Here is a 16209-nt window from a genome sequence, read left to right as displayed (position 1 = left end):
GCAAAAGCAAGTTGCCCCCGCGACCTTGAGGTCGCAGGGTGCATGACGCTCAGTGCGGGCTCAGCCGCGCCGGGCGCGGTAGATGCGGAAGCCCTTGGCGTCGGCCAGGGTCTGGCAGGGGCCGAGGTTGGCCTCGATCAGCGGTACGTACTTGAGGAAGCTGTTGGCCACCAGGCGCAGCTCGCCGCCGGGACGCAGGTGCACGGCGGCCTGGCGCAACAGGTCTTCGCTGGCCTGGTAGTGGGTGTGCACGCCCTCGTGGAACGGCGGGTTGCTGAGGATCGCGCTGAGGCCCATCGGCGCCGCGGCGATGCCGTCGCCGCTCAGCACCTCGGCGTCCAGGCCGTTGGCGGCCAGGGTCAGGCGGCTGCTGGCGACGGCGAAGGCATCGACGTCGAGCATGCTCACCGTGCTGGCCGGGTAGCGGCGCTTGAGCACCGCGCCGAGCACGCCGGCACCGCAGCCGAAGTCGAGCAGGTGACCGGGCGGTAGTTGCTCGAGGTGCTCGAGCAGCAGCGCGGTGCCGCGATCCAGGCGGCCGTGGCTGAACACCCCGGGCAGGGTCACCACCTGCAGCGGTCCGTCGGCAAGCGGCAGTTCGTAGTGCTGCGCCAGTTGTTCCAGCTGCGGCGCCGCCGGCGCGCGCTCGACGTGCACCTGCCACAGCTGGCAATGCCGTGCGCTGTCCAGCTTGCGCGGCTGACCGAAGGGCTGCAGCTGCTTGGCGGCGCGCTCGATGCCGGCGCGCTTCTCTCCGACCAGGAACAGCTCGCCGCCGGGCAGGCGCGCAGCCAGGGCGTTGAGCAGGTAGTCGGTGAGCTCGCGGGACTTTGGCAGGAACAACACGGCGGCGCTGAACGCCTCGGCCGGTGGGCTGACACCGAACTGGCTGCGCCCGGTGAAGCGCGCGTCGAGGCGCGCCTGGTCGCCGGCATGCCAGCTCCAGCCGCGCGCCTGCGGCAGGCGGCCGAGCAGGTCGTCGGAGGGCAGGCCGGCGAGCAGCAGCGAGCCGTCGAACAGCTCGGCCTGACGCAGCAGCACTTCGCTTCGCGGGTCCATCGGGCGTTCCTTTAGTGCAGAAAGCCGCGCAGCTTAGCCGACCGTGCGGATCGCTGCACCGGCGAAGAACGCCTGGGCGTTCTCGCTGAGCTGGCCGACGATACGCTGGCGTGCCTCGCGGCTGCCCCAGGCGTTGTGCGGGGTGACGATCAGCCGCGGGATGTCGCCGGCCAGCAGCGGGTTGCCGTCGCGCGGCGGCTCGACGCTGAGCACGTCGAACGCGGCGCCGCCGAGATGGCCACGGCGCAGCGTGTCGGCCAGCGCCTGCTCGTCGACCAGGCCGCCGCGCGCGGTGTTGATCAGGAACGCGCCGGGTTTCATCAGCTCCAGTTCGCGCGCGCCGATCAGGTTGCGGGTCTGCTCGTTGAGCGGGCAGTGCAGGGTCAGCGCGTCGACCTGCGGCAACAGTTCGTTCAGCGCCAGGCGGTCGGCGCGGGGCGGCCGGCCGGGCAGCTGGCCGAGCAGCACGCGCATGCCGAACGCCTCGGCCAGACGTGCCACCGCGCCGCCCAGCTCACCGTGGCCGAGCAGGCCGAGGGTCTTGCCCTCCAGCTCGACGATCGGGAAGTCCAGCAGGCAGAACTGGTTGGCCTGCTGCCAGCGCCCGTCGCGCACCGCGTCGTGGTAGTCGGGCAGCCGCGTGGCCAGGGCGAGCAGCAGCATCAGGGTGTGCTGGGCCACCGAGGGCGTGCCATAGCCCTGGCAGTTGCACACCGTCACCCCGTGCGCGCGGGCGGCGGCCAGGTCGACGTTGTTGGTGCCGGTGGCGGACAACAGCACCAGTTTCAGCTCCGGGCAGGCGGCGAAGGTCGCCGCGTCGAGCGGCGCCTTGTTGCTGATCGCCACCTGGGCGCCGCGCAGGCGCTCGGCGACCTGCGCCGGCAGGCTGGCGTCGTGTACCACCAGCTCGTCGAAGGCGGCGCGCAGCGGCGTCAGATCGAGATCGCCGAGGTCGAGGGAGGCATGGTCGAGAAACACGGCGCGGTTGGGCATGGCGAAAACTTCCGAAGGAGCGGGGTGGGGAGGGTGCACGATAGCCGATGGGCAAACCCCGGCCATTGCACCTTGGTCTGTTTGAGCAGCAGGCGTTTGCGCCTATGATGCAAGCACTTCATCGCCGACCTCTAGTAGTGGTCTATGACTGAACCGTCTTCCCGTCCGCCGCTTTTCGAACGTCTCTTCGCGCAACGCACACTGCTGCCTATGGCGCGGGTGTTTGTCGTGCTGGTCTGCGTGCTGCTGTTCGCCAGCGTCGCCTGGATGCTCTGGTCGGCGCGCGAAACCCGCCTGCAAGAGGCGCAGATGGCGACCTCCAACCTGGCCTATTCGGTGTCCCGGCATGCACAGGACACCCTGAAGAAAGCCGACACCATTCTGGTCAGCCTCAGCGAGCGCCTGCAGGTCGACGGCCGCGACCCGCAGCAGTTGCAGCGTCTGCACCGCTTGCTGCAGGTGCAAGTCCGGGAGCTGCAGGATCTGCACGGGCTGTTCGTCTATGACCGCGACGGCCATTGGCTGGTCAGCTCGTTCGACACCATTCCGCACGATGCCAACAACAGTGACCGCGAGTATTTTCGCTTCCACCGCGACAACCCCGACCTCGGCCCGCACATCGGTCTGCCGGTGCGTAGCCGCACCACCGGTACCTGGGTCATCCCGCTGTCGCGGCGGCTGAACGACGCGCAGGGACAGTTCGCCGGGGTGCTGCTGGCGACCATCGACATGGACTACTTCCTGCGCTTCTACCGCACCTTCGACACCATGCAGTACGGTGCAATTTCCCTGTCGCTGGACAACGGCACGCTGCTGGTGCGCCAGCCGTTCGCCGAAGCGCTGATCGGTGCCGATCTGTCCGCCGGGCCGGTGTTCCACGACTACCTGCCGCGCCAGCCGGTCGGCAACCTCAGCGGCGTGTCGCTGGTCGATGGCGAGGCGCGGCTGTACAGCTACCGGCACCTGGAGGGCTACCCGCTGGTGGCGACCGCCGCCCTGGCCGAGCGCGAGGTGCTGGCCAGCTGGATGCGCGAAGTCTACGTGCAGATGGGCATCACCCTGTTTGTGGTGGTGCTGCTCGGTCTGTTCGGCTTCCACCTGATCCGCCAGATCAAGGCCGGGCTGGCCACCGAGCAGGCGCTGCGCACCACCCGCGACAGCCTGGAACTGCTCAACCAGCGCCTGGAGAAGCTGGCGCTGGAAGATGAGCTGACCGGCCTCGCCAACCGCCGGCATTTCATGTCGCGGCTCGCCGAGGAAGTCCTGCGCGCCGGGCGCAACCAGCGTTCGCTGGGCTTGCTGATGCTCGACGTGGACTACTTCAAGCAGTTCAACGACCTCTATGGCCACAGCGACGGCGACGTCTGCCTGCGCAGCCTCGGCCGCGTGCTGCGCGCCGCGCAGAAGCGCCCCGGCGACCTGGCGGCGCGCTACGGCGGCGAGGAATTCTGCCTGCTGCTGCCGGAAACCGACGCGGCCGGCGCGCAGGCGGTGGCCGAACAGGTGCGCGGCAACCTCGAGGCGCTGGCGATCGCCCATGCCGGCCACCCGCTGGGCATCGTCACGGTGAGCATCGGCGTGCACGCGCTGGTGCCGGTCGGCGATGGCACCGACGCGGCGACCCTGCTGCACTGCGCCGACCGCGCGCTGTACCAGGCCAAGGCCAAGGGCCGCAACCGCGTGCTGCGCTTCGAGATCAGCCTGTTCAAGGAAAAACTCTGAGGCCGCCATCCGACTGATCGCCGCCAACTGTATCTGGTGAGCGCTTAGGGCGCGGCGTAAGGTGAGCGGCAGTTACTTGCGGAGACCATCATGTACTGGGCGGAATTTCTCACCGTGGCGTTGATCCACCTGCTGGCGGTCGCCAGCCCCGGCCCGGACTTCGCCATCGTGGTGCGTGAGAGCGTGGCCAACGGCCGCCGCGCCGGCACCTGGACGGCGCTCGGCGTCGGTAGCGGGATCTTCGTTCACGTCGGTTATTCGCTGCTCGGCATCGGCCTGATCGTGTCGCAGTCGATCCTGCTGTTCAACGCGCTGAAATGGCTGGCCGCCGCTTATCTCCTCTACATCGGCCTCAAGGCGCTGCGCGCCAAACCGGCCGAGCCGGGCAGCCTGGAACTCGCCGGCGCAGCGCTCGAGCGCAGCGCACGCGGCGCCTTCACCACCGGTTTCGTCACCAACGGTCTGAACCCCAAGGCGACGCTGTTCTTCCTGTCGCTGTTCACCGTGGTGATCAATCCCCACACCCCGCTGTGGATCCAGGCCGGCTATGGCCTGTACCTGGCGGCGGCGACCGCGCTGTGGTTCTGCCTGGTGGCGCGGCTGTTCAGCCAGCCGCGGGTGCGCGCCGGTTTCGCCCGTCTGGGCCACTGGTTCGATCGGGCGATGGGCGCTGTGCTGATCGCCCTCGGGGTGAAGCTGGCCCTCACCCAGCTGCGCTGAGGCGCGGCTAGCCCTTCAAGGCGCTGAGGCGCCCCAGCGCCTGCACGTACTCGCGCGGGTTCTCGCCGAGCAGGCGGCGGAACATCGCGCTGAAGGCCCGCGCACTGCCGTAACCCAGATCGCGCGCCACGCCCTGCACGCTGTCGCCGGCCAGCAGGCGCGGCAGCGCTTCGGTCAGGCGCAGCTGCTGGCGCCACTCCTGAAAACTCATCTGCAGCTCCTGGCGGAACAGCCGCGCCAGGGTGCGCGAGCTGGCGCCGACCTCCTGGCTCCAGTCCTCCAGGGTGTGCGGGTGCTGCGGCTGTTGCAGCAGGCGCAGGCAGATCGCCTGCAGGCGCCGGTCCACCGGCATCGGCAGGTGCAACGGCAGCCGCTCGAGGGCGGCGATCTCGCGCAGGATCAGCTCCTGCACCAGCGGGTAGCTGGCGTGGTCGTCGGCGTGCTGCAACTGGATCGCGCGCAGGATCAGCTCGCGCAGCAGCGCCGTGACCGCCAGCACCTGGCAGGCGGAGAAGCCCCCCGCATCGGCGGTTTCGGGGATGAACAGGGTGCGCATGCGCACCGCGCCGGACATGAAAATCTCATGCTCGACCTCGGGCGGAATCCATACCGCGCGGGTCGGCGGGATGATCCACGCGCCCTGCGCGGTGACCAGGCGCATCAGCCCGCTGGCGGCGTAGAGGAACTGCGCCTGCTGGTGACGGTGCACGGCGACGTGCTGACCGTCGCGGTAGTCGACAGCGATGGCGGCCAAGCGGCCGTGCAGCGGGTACTCGATGAGCATGTCCGGTTCGATGACTTTTATGTCGGGTATGCGTTGTGGCTGCAACCTAGCATGAAGCCTCGACTCCACCAACCCAACGACACCGCTGCCATGAACCGACGCCGCACCATCATTCGCTACATCAACGCCGCCCACATCATCGACCACATGTTCATGCTGATCTTCCCGGCCGCCGTGCTGGGCATGGGCGCCAGCTTCCAGCTCAGCTACGCCGAGCTGATCGGCCTGTCGCTGGGCGGCTTCATCGCCTTCGGCGCCTGCTCGCTGCCGGCCGGCTGGCTGGGCGACAAGTGGGACCGCCGGCACATGCTGCAGCTGTTCTTCATCGGCATCGGCGCGGCGGCGATCCTCACCGGCTGCAGCACCAGCGTGCCGATGCTGGTCGGGGGCCTGACCCTGATCGGCGTGTTCGCCGCCATCTACCACCCGGTGGGTAGCGCCATGCTGGTCGCCCACGCCGAGAACCGCGGCCGCGAGCTGGGCATCAACGGCATGTGGGGCAACCTCGGCGTGGCCTTCGCCGCCTTGCTCACCGGCCTGCTGACCGCGCAGTTCGGCTGGCGCGCGGCGTTCATCCTGCCCGGTGCGCTGGCGGTGCTGATCGGCCTGGCGTTCGCCTGGCAGGTGCGCGCCGAGGCGCCGGTCGAGACGCTCCGCGCCGCCCCGCGCGGGGCTGGCGGCCAGCGCATCTCGATGGGCCTGGTGTTCGGCGTGCTGGCGCTGGTCACCGCCAGCGGCGGGGTGGTGTTCAACGCCACCACGGTGACCTACCCGAAGCTGTTCCAGGTGCGCCTGCACGATTTGCTGGTGTCGCCGGAGAGCCTCGGCCTGGTGGTCAGCCTGGCCTATGCATTCGGCGCCGTGGCGCAGTTGACCATGGGCCGGCTGCTCGACCGCTTCAGCCTGAAGACGCCGTTCGTGCTGCTCACCCTGTGCCGGGCGCCGTTGCTGGTCGGCCTTGCCTATGCCGAGGGCTGGTCGGTGATCGTGCTGGGCGCGGCGTTCATGTTCGCGGTGTTCGGCCAGGTCACGGTCAACGACGCGATGGTCGCCAATTTCGTCGCCCCGCAGTGGCAGTCGCGGGTGTTCGCCTTGCGCTACTTCGTGTCGTTCGGCGCCAGCGCCGCGGCGATTCCGCTGATCGCCTACCTCGAGCCGCGCCATGGCCTGAGCGGCCTATACCTGTTGATGGCCGGTTTCGGCGCGCTGACCTTCGCCGCCGCGCTGGTCTTCCCGCGCACCGCGGCGCACGCCGAGGTGGCACGCGCCTGAGCGGGCGTAGGTCGGTGGCCTACGCTACGCGGCCGGCAAGCGGGTTGTAGGAGCGAATTCATTCGCGATCAGCGGCCGCGGTCGCGAATGAATTCGCTCCTACACAGCACGGCAACGCTTTGGCTGCCCCTGAAAATAGAAAAGCCCCGCCGAGGCGGGGCTTTTTCATGTGGCGCGTAAGCGTTACAGCAGCTCGACGGCCACCGCGGTGGCTTCGCCGCCACCGATGCACAGCGAGGCCACGCCGCGCTTGCCGCCGGTGTTACGCAGGGCGTTGATCAGGGTAACGATCAGCCGCGAGCCGGTCGAACCGACCGGGTGGCCCTGGGCGCAGGCGCCGCCGTAGACGTTGACCTTGGCGTGGTCGAGGCCGTGTTCGCGCATCGCCAGCATGGTGACCATGGCGAAGGCTTCGTTGATCTCGAACAGGTCGACGTCGTCCTTGTTCCAGCCGGTCTTCTTGAACAGCGTGCTCATCGCGCCGATCGGGGCGATGGTGAACTCGCTCGGGTCCTGGCTCTGGGTGGCGTGGGCGACGATCTTGGCCAGCGGCTTGAGGCCACGCTTGGCGGCTTCCTCGGCGGTCATCAGCACCAGCGCGCTGGCACCGTCGGAGATCGAGCTGGCGTTGGCGGCGGTGATGGTGCCGTCCTTCTTGAACGCCGGCTTGAGGCCGGGGATCTTGTCCAGGTTGGCGGTCAGCGGCTGCTCGTCGTCCTTGATCACCACCTCGCCCTTGCGGCTGGTGACGGTCACCGGAACGATCTCGGCGTCCAGCGCACCGCTCTGGATCGCGGCCTGGGCGCGCTTCAGCGACTCGATGGCGTAGGCGTCCATCTCTTCACGGCTGATGCCGTACTTGTCCGCGGTTTCCTGGGCGAAGGAGCCCATCAGGCGACCGGTGCGGGCGTCTTCCAGGCCGTCGAGGAACATGTGGTCCTTGATCTCGCCGTGGCCCATGCGCAGGCCGGTGCGGGCCTTTTCCAGCACGTAGGGCGCGTTGGACATGCTTTCCATGCCGCCGGCGACCATCACCTCGTTGCTGCCGGCTTTCAGCGCGTCGAAGGCCTGCATCACCGCCTTCATGCCCGAACCGCACAGCTTGTTGATGGTGGTGCAGCCGGTGGCGCTGGGCAGGCCGGCGCTGAGGGCGGCCTGGCGGGCCGGGCCCTGCTTGAGGCCGGCGGGCAGCACACAGCCCATGATCACTTCCTGCACGTCGGCAGGCTGGATGCCGGCGCGGGCCACGGCCTCGCGAATGGCAATGGCGCCCAGGTCGACGGCGCTGACAGCGGATAGGCTGCCTTGAAGACCACCCATAGGGGTACGCGCACCGCTGACAATGACGATATCGGACATCGAGGTTTCCTCTGTTTAATGAAGCGTGTTCGGCCGGCGATTCTAAGCGCTGAAAGGTCCGGGCAAATCATTCTTAGGACTGATTCCGACACCGGCGAAGCGCCTTACAGTCTGGTCAGAATCAACAACAATTCCGTTTTGCTCAGGTGTTCCTATGCTCTCGACCCGTCTCATCGCCCCCGCCGACAACGCCTACGCCTATCCGCTGCTGGTCAAGCGCCTGCTGATGTCGGGCAGCCGCTACGAGAAGACCCGCGAAATCGTTTACCGCGACCAGGTGCGCTACAGCTACGCGACCTTCATCGAACGCGTCGCGCGGCTGGCCAACGTGCTGACGGCGGCCGGGGTCAAGGCGGGCGATACCGTGGCGGTGATGGACTGGGACAGCCACCGTTACCTTGAGTGCATGTTCGCCATCCCCATGCTCGGCGCAGTGCTGCACACCATCAATATCCGTCTGTCGTCCGAGCAGATCCTCTACACCATGAACCACGCCGAGGACCGCTTCGTGCTGGTCAACGCCGAGTTCGCCGGCCTCTATCAGGGCATCGCCGCGCAGCTGACCACGGTCGAGAAGACCCTGCTGCTCACCGACACCCCGGAGCAGAGCGTCGAGCTGCCGAACCTGGTCGGCGAGTACGAGAGCCTGCTGGCCGCCGCCAGCCCGCGCTACGAGTTCGCCGATTTCGACGAGAACTCGGTGGCCACCACCTTCTACACCACCGGTACCACCGGTAACCCCAAGGGCGTGTACTTCACCCACCGCCAACTGGTCCTGCACACCCTGTCGATGGCCACCACCATGGGCAGCCTGGACAGCATCCGCCTGATGGGCAGCGACGACGTGTACATGCCGATCACCCCGATGTTCCACGTGCACGCCTGGGGCGTGCCCTACGTGGCCACCATGCTCGGGGTCAAACAGGTCTACCCGGGGCGTTACGAGCCGGACATGCTGTGCCGGCTGATCCGCGAGGAGAAGGTCACCTTCTCCCACTGCGTGCCGACCATCCTGCAGATGGTGCTCAATGCGCCGACCGCCCAGGGCCACGATTTCGGCGGCCTGAAGATGATCATCGGCGGCAGCGCGCTGAACCGCTCGCTGTATGAAGTCGCCAAGTCGCGCGGCATCCAGCTCACCGCCGCGTATGGCATGTCCGAGACCTGCCCGCTGATCTCTTGCGGCTTCCTCAACGAGGAACTGCGCGCCGGCAGCGAGGACGAGCGCACCACCTACCGCATCAAGGCCGGCATACCGGTGCCGCTGGTCGAGGCGGCGATCATGGACGACCACGGCAACTTCCACCCGGCCGACGGCGAGTCGCAGGGCGAGCTGGTGCTGCGGGCGCCGTGGCTGACCCAGGGTTACTTCCGCGAGCCGGAGAAGGGTGAGGAACTGTGGCAGGGCGGCTGGATGCACACCGGTGACGTCGCCACGCTGGACAGCATGGGCTTCATCGACATCCGCGACCGCATCAAGGACGTGATCAAGACCGGCGGCGAATGGCTGTCCTCGCTGGAGCTGGAAGACCTGATCAGTCGCCACGCCGCGGTGCGCGAAGTGGCGGTGGTCGGCGTGCCCGACCCGCAGTGGGGCGAGCGGCCGTTCGCGCTGCTGGTGCTGCGTGACGGCGCCGAGCTGGACGCCAAGGCCTTGAAGGAACACCTCAAGCCCTTCGTCGAACAGGGCCTGATCAACAAGTGGGCGATTCCTTCGCAGATCGCCATCGTTACCGAAGTTCCCAAGACCAGCGTCGGTAAGCTGGATAAGAAACGCATCCGCGGTGACATCGCCCAATGGCAAGCCAGCGGCAGCGCATTTTTGTCCACCGTGTAAGCCTTTCAAGCGACGCTTAGCGCTCCTACCACGCACGCGCTAGGCGTTTTTGCGCTGCTTTCAGGTGATATTGGTCTAGGGTTAGTCCCGGGTAGGGGGACTAAACCCGCGGGCTAGAGTGCTTGGTCACGCAAATCACACTTTCGACTGATCATTAGGTATTAGCCCCTGGCTATAGTCCGCTGCATCCATAACAAAAAAACACATGGAGTAGCGTCGATGACAACAACAAGAACGTTCTGGCGCCTGGCGAAGTTGCCGCTGGCCGTCAGCCTGGCTTCCACCCTCGCGTCACCGGCATTCGCCGTCAGTTTCAACATCGGTGAAATCGAAGGGCAGTTCGACTCGGCGCTCTCCGTGGGGGCCAGCTGGTCGACCGCTGATGCCAACAAGGACCTGATCGGCGTCAACAACGGTGGCCGTGGCCTGTCGCAGACCTCCGACGACTCGCGGCTGAACTTCAAGAAGGGCGAAACCTTTTCGAAGATCTTCAAGGGCATCCATGACCTCGAGCTGAAATACGGCGACTTCGGCGTGTTCACCCGCGGCAAGTACTGGTACGACTTTGAGCTGAAGGACGAGAGCCGGCTGTTCAAGGACATCGACGACCATAACCGCAAGGAAGGCGCGCAATCCTCCGGCGCCCAGCTGCTCGACGCCTTCGCCTACTACAACTATGCCGTTGCCGAGCAGCCGGGTTCGGTGCGTCTGGGCAAGCAGGTGGTCAGCTGGGGTGAAAGTACCTTCATCCAGGGCGGCATCAACTCAATCAACCCAGTCGACGTTTCAGCGTTCCGCCGCCCAGGCGCGGAGATCAAGGAAGGCCTGATTCCGGTCAACATGTTCTTCGTTCAGCAGAGCCTGACCGAGAACCTGTCGGCCGAAGCTTTCTACCAGCTGGAATGGGACCAGACGGTCGTCGACAACTGCGGCACCTTCTTCTCGCAACCCGACGTGGTGGCCGATGGCTGCGACCAAAACCTGGCAGTGCTGACCAACAACCCTGCGCAGATTGCTGCGATCAATGCCGCGCTGCGTAACGTTGGTTTGAGCGTCACTCCGTCGGAGTGGAACGAAGGCCTTGTGGTGCAGCGTGGTGGAGACCGCGATGCACGCGACGGCGGCCAGTTCGGCGTCGCCTTCCGCTACATGTTCGACCCGCTGGATACCGAGTTCGGCTTCTACGCGATGAACTACCACAGTCGCTTGCCGATCTTCAGCGGCGCCGGTCCGAGCGCAGCCAACCAGGCGCGGATCAACGCCGTGGCCAGCGGTGCTGCACAGCAAGGCGGCTTCAGCCCGGCCGCGATTACTGCTGCCGCTTCGCTCGGCGCCGCCGCTTCTGCGGGCAACGGTCAGTACTTCATGGAGTACCCGGAGGACATCCGCCTGTACGGCCTAAGCTTCTCCACCACATTGCCCACCGGCACCGCGTGGAGTGGCGAGTTCAGCTACCGGCCGAATGCGCCGGTGCAGTTGTCGACCACCGATGTGCTGTATGCCGGCCTGAAGAACATGGCGATCACCACTCCGGCTGGCATCGTGCGGCCCTATGCCAATGCTTCATTGCTAGGGGCAGCACCGGGCAGCGATCTGCACGGTTACAACCGCAAGGAAATCTCCCAGCTGCAAACCACCTTTACCCACTTCTTCGACCAGGTCATGGGCGCCGAGCGGCTGACCCTGGTGGGCGAAGTCGGCTGGACTCACGTGGGCGGTCTGGAAAGTACCTCCGAGGCGCGTTACGGGCGTGATCCGGTGTTCGGCCCGGGCGCCTTGCCGGGAACTCTTGGCGGTGCGCCAACTTGCGTCGGGCTCAACATCGCGACCGTTGGCGCGACCGGGCCCCGAGACAACGTCAGTCGCTATTGCGACAGCGATGGCTTTACCACCAGCGACGCTTGGGGTTATCGCGCACGGGCGATCTGGGACTACAACGACGTGATCGCCGGGGTGAACCTCAAGCCGAACGTAGCCTGGTCGCATGACGTAGACGGCTACTCGCCAGGTCCGGGTGCCAACTTCGAGGAAGGCCGCAAAGCCATTAGCTTCGGTCTGGATGCCGAGTACCAGAACACTTACACCGCCAGCCTGTCGTACACCAACTTCTTCGACGGCAAGTTCTCCACTTTGGAAGATCGTGACTTCGTCGCTATGAGCGTCGGCGTAAACTTCTAAGCGGACTGGAATTAGGAAGACGATGATCATGAAAACTAACAAAAGTCTGCTGCAAACCGGTGTTCTGGCGCTTTCGCTGCTGTCTGCCAGCGTGATGGCGGCGTCGGCCGAAGATGCCGCCAAACTGGGCACCACGCTGACCCCGGTGGGTGCCGAGAAGGCCGGTAACGCCGACGGCTCGATCCCGGCCTGGACCGGTGGCCTGCCGACCAACGCCGGCGCGGCGGATGCCAAGGGCTTCCTCGCCGATCCGTTCGCCAGCGAGAAGCCGCTGTTCACCATCACCGCGGCCAACGCGGCGCAGTACAAGGACAAACTGACCCCTGGCCAGCAGGCGATGTTCAAGCGCTACCCGGACACCTACAAGATGCCGGTGTACACCAGCCACCGCAGCGCCGCGCTGCCGGCCAAGGTGGTCGAGGACACCAAGTACAACGCCACCCACACCAAGCTGGTGCAGGGCGGTAACGGTCTGGAGGACTTCAAGACTGCCAACCCGTTCCCGATTCCGCAGAACGGTCTGGAAGCGATCTGGAACCACATCACCCGCTGGCGCGGTGGCAGCGTGCGCCGTCTGGTCACCCAGGCGACCCCGCAGCCGAACGGTTCCTACTCGCTGGTGTACTTCCAGGACGAGTTCACCTTCCGCACCAACCTCAAGGACTACGACGCCAGCAAGCCGAGCAACGTGCTGTTCTACTTCAAGCAGCGCGTGACCGCTCCGGCGCGTCTGGCCGGTAACGTACTGCTGGTCCACGAGACCCTCGACCAGGTCAAGGAGCCGCGTCTGGCCTGGCTGTACAACGCCGGTCAGCGCCGCGTGCGCCGCGCTCCGCAGGTGTCGTACGACGGTCCGGGTACCGCCGCCGACGGTCTGCGGACTTCCGACAACTTCGACATGTACAACGGTGCGCCGGACCGCTACGACTGGAAACTGGTCGGCAAGCAGGAGCTGTACATCCCCTACAACAGCTACAAGCTGGACGATCCGAAGCTGAAGTACTCGGACATCATCAAGGCTGGCCACATCAACCAGGACCTGGCGCGCTACGAGCTGCACCGCGTCTGGCACGTGACTGCGACCTTGAAGGCGGGCGAGCGGCACATCTACGCCAAGCGTGACTTCTTCATCGACGAAGACACCTGGCAAGCCACCGAGATCGACCACTACGACGGTCGCGGCACCCTGTGGCGTGTCGCCGAGGCGCACAACCAGTACTACTACGACAAGCAGGTGCCCTGGTACACCCTGGAAACCCTGTACGACGTACTGTCCGGCCGTTACCTGGCGCTGGGCATGAAGAACGAGGAGAAACAGGCCTACGACTTCAACTACGCCGCTTCGGAAAGTGACTACACCCCGGCGGCCCTGCGCCAGGCCGGCGTGCGCTAGACAACTCTCGCACTTCCCGTGCATTTGACCGGCCTTCGGGCCGGTTTTTTATTGCCTGAGATGACCAGCGCTTCAAATACCCCGGGCAAGGGTCTAGGCTGCGAGCGTCCAGATTGTTGCCCTGCCCACAATCAGAAATCCGGTATGACTGAGCTGTCCAGTAATCCCCGCTCCGCTGCCTTCGCCACTGATTCTGCTGCCGATGGCCGCTTCTTCCGGCCGCCACTCCCCGACGGCCACGTGCCGCGCCCTGCGCTGTGCGAACGGCTGAACGGCGGCCTGAGCGGGCGCCTGCTGCTGGTCTGCGCGCCGGCCGGCTTCGGCAAGAGTTCGCTGGCCGGCGAGTTCTGCCAGCAGCTGCCGGCCGAGTGGCGCAGCCTGTGGTTCGGCCTGAGCCGCCGCGACAGCGATCCGGGGCGCTTCCTCGAACGCCTGCTGACCGGCCTGCGCCGCTACCTGCCGGGTCTCGGTGAAGAGGCACTCGGCGTGCTGCGCATGCGCCAACGCCATCAGCCGTTCGCCTTCGAGGAATGGCTGGATGGCCTGCTCGACGAGCTGGCGGGCAGCCTGGATGCCGCGCAGCCGTTGCTGCTGGTGCTCGACGACTACCATTTGGCGCAGGGTGCGGTGCTCGACCGCTGCCTGCAGTTCCTCCTCAATCACCTGCCGCCGGGCTTGCTGCTGCTGGTCACCAGCCGCCAGCGCCCGGACTGGCATCTGGCCCGCCTACGGCTGTCCAAGCAGTTGCTCGAACTGGACGAACAGGACCTGCGCCTGACCCACGAAGAGTCGGCGACCCTGCTGGCCAGCCAGGGCACCGCGCTGAGCAATGCCGACCTGCAGACCCTGCTGCAGCGCAGCGAAGGCTGGGTCGCCGGCCTGCGTCTGTGGCTGCTGGCCGCCGCCGATGAGCCGGATGGCCGGCTGCCGTCGTTCCACGGTTCCGATGGCTTGATCCGCGACTACCTGCTGGAAGAAGTGATCGAGCGGCAGAGTGCGGACGTGCAGGCCTTCCTGTATGACACCGCATGCCTCGACCGCTTCTGTGCCGAGCTGTGTGATGCGGTGCGCGACAGCCACGACAGCGCAGCGATCCTCCGTCATCTGCAGGCCAACCAGGTGTTCCTCGTGCCGCTCGACGAGCAGGGCCGCTGGTTCCGCTACCACCACCTGTTCTCCGACCTGCTGCGCGCCCGCCCGCAGGAGGGCAGCCAGCCGGCCGCGCGCCTGCACCTGCGCGCCTGCCGCTGGTACAGCGCACAGGGCTGGCTCGACGAGGCCATCGACCAAGCGCTGCGCGCCGGTCAGCCGGACGTGGCGGCCAACCTGGTGCAGAACCTCTCCGAGGTGCAGCTGCTCGGCGAGCAGAACGTTGCCATGCTGCTGCGCTGGAAGATGGACTTGCCGGAAAGCCTGCTCGGCAGCTCGCCGCGGCTGATCGTGCTGTACGCCTGGGCCCTGGCACTGGCCTGCCAGCTGGACGCCGCCGAGGAACTGGCGCGTCAGCTGACGCGCTTCCTGCCGGCGCCCTCGGCACGCGCGCAGCGCTCGATGCTCGCCCAGTGGCTGGCACTCAGCGGGGTGATTGCCCGCGGCCGCGGCGATAGCGCCACGGCCGAGGCCTATTGCAGCGAGGCGCTGGCCAGCCTGCCGCGCGAGCGTACCGGGCAGCGGCAGATGTGCCTGTCGACCCTGGCCAACCTGGCGGTGGTCAAGGGCGATCTGTGGCGTGCCCGTGGCCTCAACCGCGAGGCGCTGGAGCTGGCGCGGCGGGTCGGCAATCCATTGTTCGAGGCGCTGGCGCACTACGACCGCGCCCGCGTGCTGCAGGCCCGCGGCGAAGTGCTGCGCGCCTTGGATGAAGTGCAGCAGGGCCTGGCACGCCTGCACGGCCTGCCGGCGCAGCGCCTGTACGCGGTGCGTGCGCGGCTGACCCTGTACGAAGGCCTGCTGCTGATCCAGCGTCTGCAGCCGGAGGCGGCGCGCATCAAGCTGCTCGCCGGGATCGCCGAGGCGCGCGCCTGTCGCGACCTCAGCCTGCTGATCGGCTACTACCTGCTGGCCGGCCTGGACGGCCGCTTCGGCCGCTACGCCGAGGCGTTCGCCCACCTCGCCGAAGCCGAGCGGCTGATGCACATCTGGGACGTGCCGCCGATCTACTACCTGGCCATGCTGACCCTGGCCAAGTGCGAGCTGTGGCTGCCGCAGGGCCAGCTGGAGCAGGCCGGGCTGTGGCTGACCCGCCTGGCCGAAACCTACAGCGGCGAAGAGGCGGCCAGTGCCCCGGAATTCCACCCGCAACTGCCGCTGCACCTGGAGCTGCAACTCGCCGCGCTGGAGCGCGCCCAGGAGCAATGGCCGCAGGCGGAGCGCCGCCTGCGTGCCCTCAGCTTGCGGGTGCACAGCACCGGCGGGCAGACCCTGGGCCTCACCGCGCAGGTCGAACTGATCCGCCATTGCCTGCGGCACCGCCAGGACCGCGAGGCGCGCCAGTTGCTGCTGCAGTGCCTGGAAGGGGCGATCGGCGGCGCCTTGCTGCCGTTCCACGCGCTGCTGGTCGAGCATCCGCAGTGGTTGCGCGAGCAGCTGCAGGCGGCGCCGCGGTGTGCGGCCGGCGAGGCGCTGCTGGCGCTGTTGCCGGAAGGCGAGGTGGTCGAGGAAGTGGTCAGCGGCACCGCCGAGGCGCTGAGTGCGCGCGAGCTGGCGGTGCTCGAGCTGATCGCCCAGGGCTGCTCGAACCAGGAGATCAGCGATCGGCTGTTCATCTCCCTGCACACGGTGAAGACCCACGCGCGGCACATCAACAGCAAGCTCGGCGTCGAGCGGCGCACCCAGGCGGTGGCGCGGGCCAAGGCGCTGGGGCTGTTGCGCTAACGCCCTGGCGGCAGACCG

At 67.1% G+C, this 16209-nt stretch carries 11 protein-coding genes; 7 read left to right on the top strand and 4 right to left on the bottom strand.

Annotation, left to right across the window (positions count from 1 at the left end; all coding sequences use genetic code 11):
* Nucleotides 1-60: 60 nt before the first annotated feature.
* Both JQX08_RS05460 and JQX08_RS05455 read right to left on the bottom strand, forming a co-directional pair.
* The gene (locus JQX08_RS05460; RefSeq protein WP_204915229.1) at nucleotides 61-1059 is read right to left on the bottom strand and encodes a methyltransferase; all 999 of its coding nucleotides are present in this window, start codon (nucleotides 1057-1059) and stop codon (nucleotides 61-63) included.
* Between the two features lie 33 nt (nucleotides 1060-1092).
* The gene (locus tag JQX08_RS05455; protein ID WP_204915228.1) at nucleotides 1093-2052 is read right to left on the bottom strand and encodes a 2-hydroxyacid dehydrogenase; all 960 of its coding nucleotides are present in this window, start codon (nucleotides 2050-2052) and stop codon (nucleotides 1093-1095) included.
* Between the two features lie 144 nt (nucleotides 2053-2196).
* Here JQX08_RS05455 and JQX08_RS05450 point away from each other — a divergent pair, with 144 nt between their 5' ends.
* Entirely contained in the window at nucleotides 2197-3774 is a 1578-nt protein-coding gene (locus JQX08_RS05450; protein WP_204915227.1) for a sensor domain-containing diguanylate cyclase, read from the top strand.
* 90 nt (nucleotides 3775-3864) lie between these two features.
* Nucleotides 3865-4494, top strand: a complete 630-nt coding sequence (locus tag JQX08_RS05445) for a LysE family transporter (RefSeq protein WP_204915226.1) — start codon at nucleotides 3865-3867, stop codon at nucleotides 4492-4494.
* Between the two features lie 7 nt (nucleotides 4495-4501).
* On the opposite strand, the gene JQX08_RS05440 is transcribed toward JQX08_RS05445, so the two are convergent.
* Nucleotides 4502-5278: an AraC family transcriptional regulator gene (locus JQX08_RS05440; protein WP_204915225.1), complete on the bottom strand. Its 777-nt coding sequence runs from the start codon at nucleotides 5276-5278 to the stop codon at nucleotides 4502-4504.
* Nucleotides 5279-5368: 90 nt separating this feature from the next.
* Between JQX08_RS05440 and JQX08_RS05435 the strand changes: the two genes are divergently transcribed.
* On the top strand, nucleotides 5369-6550 hold the full coding sequence (locus JQX08_RS05435) for an MFS transporter (protein WP_204915224.1): 1182 nt from the start codon (nucleotides 5369-5371) through the stop codon (nucleotides 6548-6550).
* 183 nt (nucleotides 6551-6733) lie between these two features.
* Here the strand turns inward: JQX08_RS05435 and JQX08_RS05430 are convergent, their stop codons facing one another.
* Nucleotides 6734-7909, bottom strand: coding sequence for a thiolase family protein (locus tag JQX08_RS05430; protein ID WP_204915223.1), 1176 nt, complete (start codon nucleotides 7907-7909; stop codon nucleotides 6734-6736).
* 154 nt (nucleotides 7910-8063) lie between these two features.
* On the opposite strand from JQX08_RS05430, the gene JQX08_RS05425 reads away from it, so the two are divergent.
* The 4 genes from JQX08_RS05425 (at nucleotide 8064) to JQX08_RS05410 (ending at nucleotide 16191) form a co-directional block, all read left to right on the top strand.
* Nucleotides 8064-9746, top strand: a complete 1683-nt coding sequence (locus JQX08_RS05425; RefSeq protein ID WP_204915222.1) for a fatty acid--CoA ligase — start codon at nucleotides 8064-8066, stop codon at nucleotides 9744-9746.
* A 219-nt stretch (nucleotides 9747-9965) separates the two neighbouring features.
* A complete protein-coding gene (locus tag JQX08_RS05420) occupies nucleotides 9966-11924 on the top strand; it encodes a DUF1302 domain-containing protein (RefSeq protein ID WP_204915221.1) in 1959 nt (652 codons plus the stop codon).
* Nucleotides 11925-11952: 28 nt separating this feature from the next.
* Entirely contained in the window at nucleotides 11953-13317 is a 1365-nt protein-coding gene (locus JQX08_RS05415; protein ID WP_204915220.1) for a DUF1329 domain-containing protein, read from the top strand.
* Nucleotides 13318-13461: 144 nt separating this feature from the next.
* Nucleotides 13462-16191 (top strand): winged helix-turn-helix domain-containing protein, encoded by a 2730-nt coding sequence (locus tag JQX08_RS05410; protein WP_204915219.1) that lies wholly within the window; start codon nucleotides 13462-13464, stop codon nucleotides 16189-16191.
* Nucleotides 16192-16209 lie beyond the last annotated feature (18 nt).

This window comes from Zestomonas insulae, from assembly GCF_016901015.1.
GTDB lineage: Bacteria > Pseudomonadota > Gammaproteobacteria > Pseudomonadales > Pseudomonadaceae > Aquipseudomonas > Aquipseudomonas insulae.
The sequence above is the reverse complement of the archived record's forward strand: the minus strand, read 5'-3'. Positions and strand labels throughout refer to the sequence as shown.

What these genes read in the sequence shown, in the direction of transcription:
- JQX08_RS05410 (WP_204915219.1), top strand. Translation starts at nt 13,462, where the DNA reads ATGACTGAGCTGTCCAGTAATCCCCGCTCCGCTGCCTTCGCCACTGAT.
- JQX08_RS05420 (WP_204915221.1), top strand. Translation starts at nt 9,966, where the DNA reads ATGACAACAACAAGAACGTTCTGGCGCCTGGCGAAGTTGCCGCTGGCC.
- JQX08_RS05455 (WP_204915228.1), bottom strand. Translation starts at nt 2,052, where the DNA reads ATGCCCAACCGCGCCGTGTTTCTCGACCATGCCTCCCTCGACCTCGGC.
- JQX08_RS05440 (WP_204915225.1), bottom strand. Translation starts at nt 5,278, where the DNA reads ATGCTCATCGAGTACCCGCTGCACGGCCGCTTGGCCGCCATCGCTGTC.
- JQX08_RS05415 (WP_204915220.1), top strand. Translation starts at nt 11,953, where the DNA reads ATGAAAACTAACAAAAGTCTGCTGCAAACCGGTGTTCTGGCGCTTTCG.
- JQX08_RS05425 (WP_204915222.1), top strand. Translation starts at nt 8,064, where the DNA reads ATGCTCTCGACCCGTCTCATCGCCCCCGCCGACAACGCCTACGCCTAT.
- JQX08_RS05435 (WP_204915224.1), top strand. Translation starts at nt 5,369, where the DNA reads ATGAACCGACGCCGCACCATCATTCGCTACATCAACGCCGCCCACATC.
- JQX08_RS05430 (WP_204915223.1), bottom strand. Translation starts at nt 7,909, where the DNA reads ATGTCCGATATCGTCATTGTCAGCGGTGCGCGTACCCCTATGGGTGGT.
- JQX08_RS05445 (WP_204915226.1), top strand. Translation starts at nt 3,865, where the DNA reads ATGTACTGGGCGGAATTTCTCACCGTGGCGTTGATCCACCTGCTGGCG.
- JQX08_RS05460 (WP_204915229.1), bottom strand. Translation starts at nt 1,059, where the DNA reads ATGGACCCGCGAAGCGAAGTGCTGCTGCGTCAGGCCGAGCTGTTCGAC.
- JQX08_RS05450 (WP_204915227.1), top strand. Translation starts at nt 2,197, where the DNA reads ATGACTGAACCGTCTTCCCGTCCGCCGCTTTTCGAACGTCTCTTCGCG.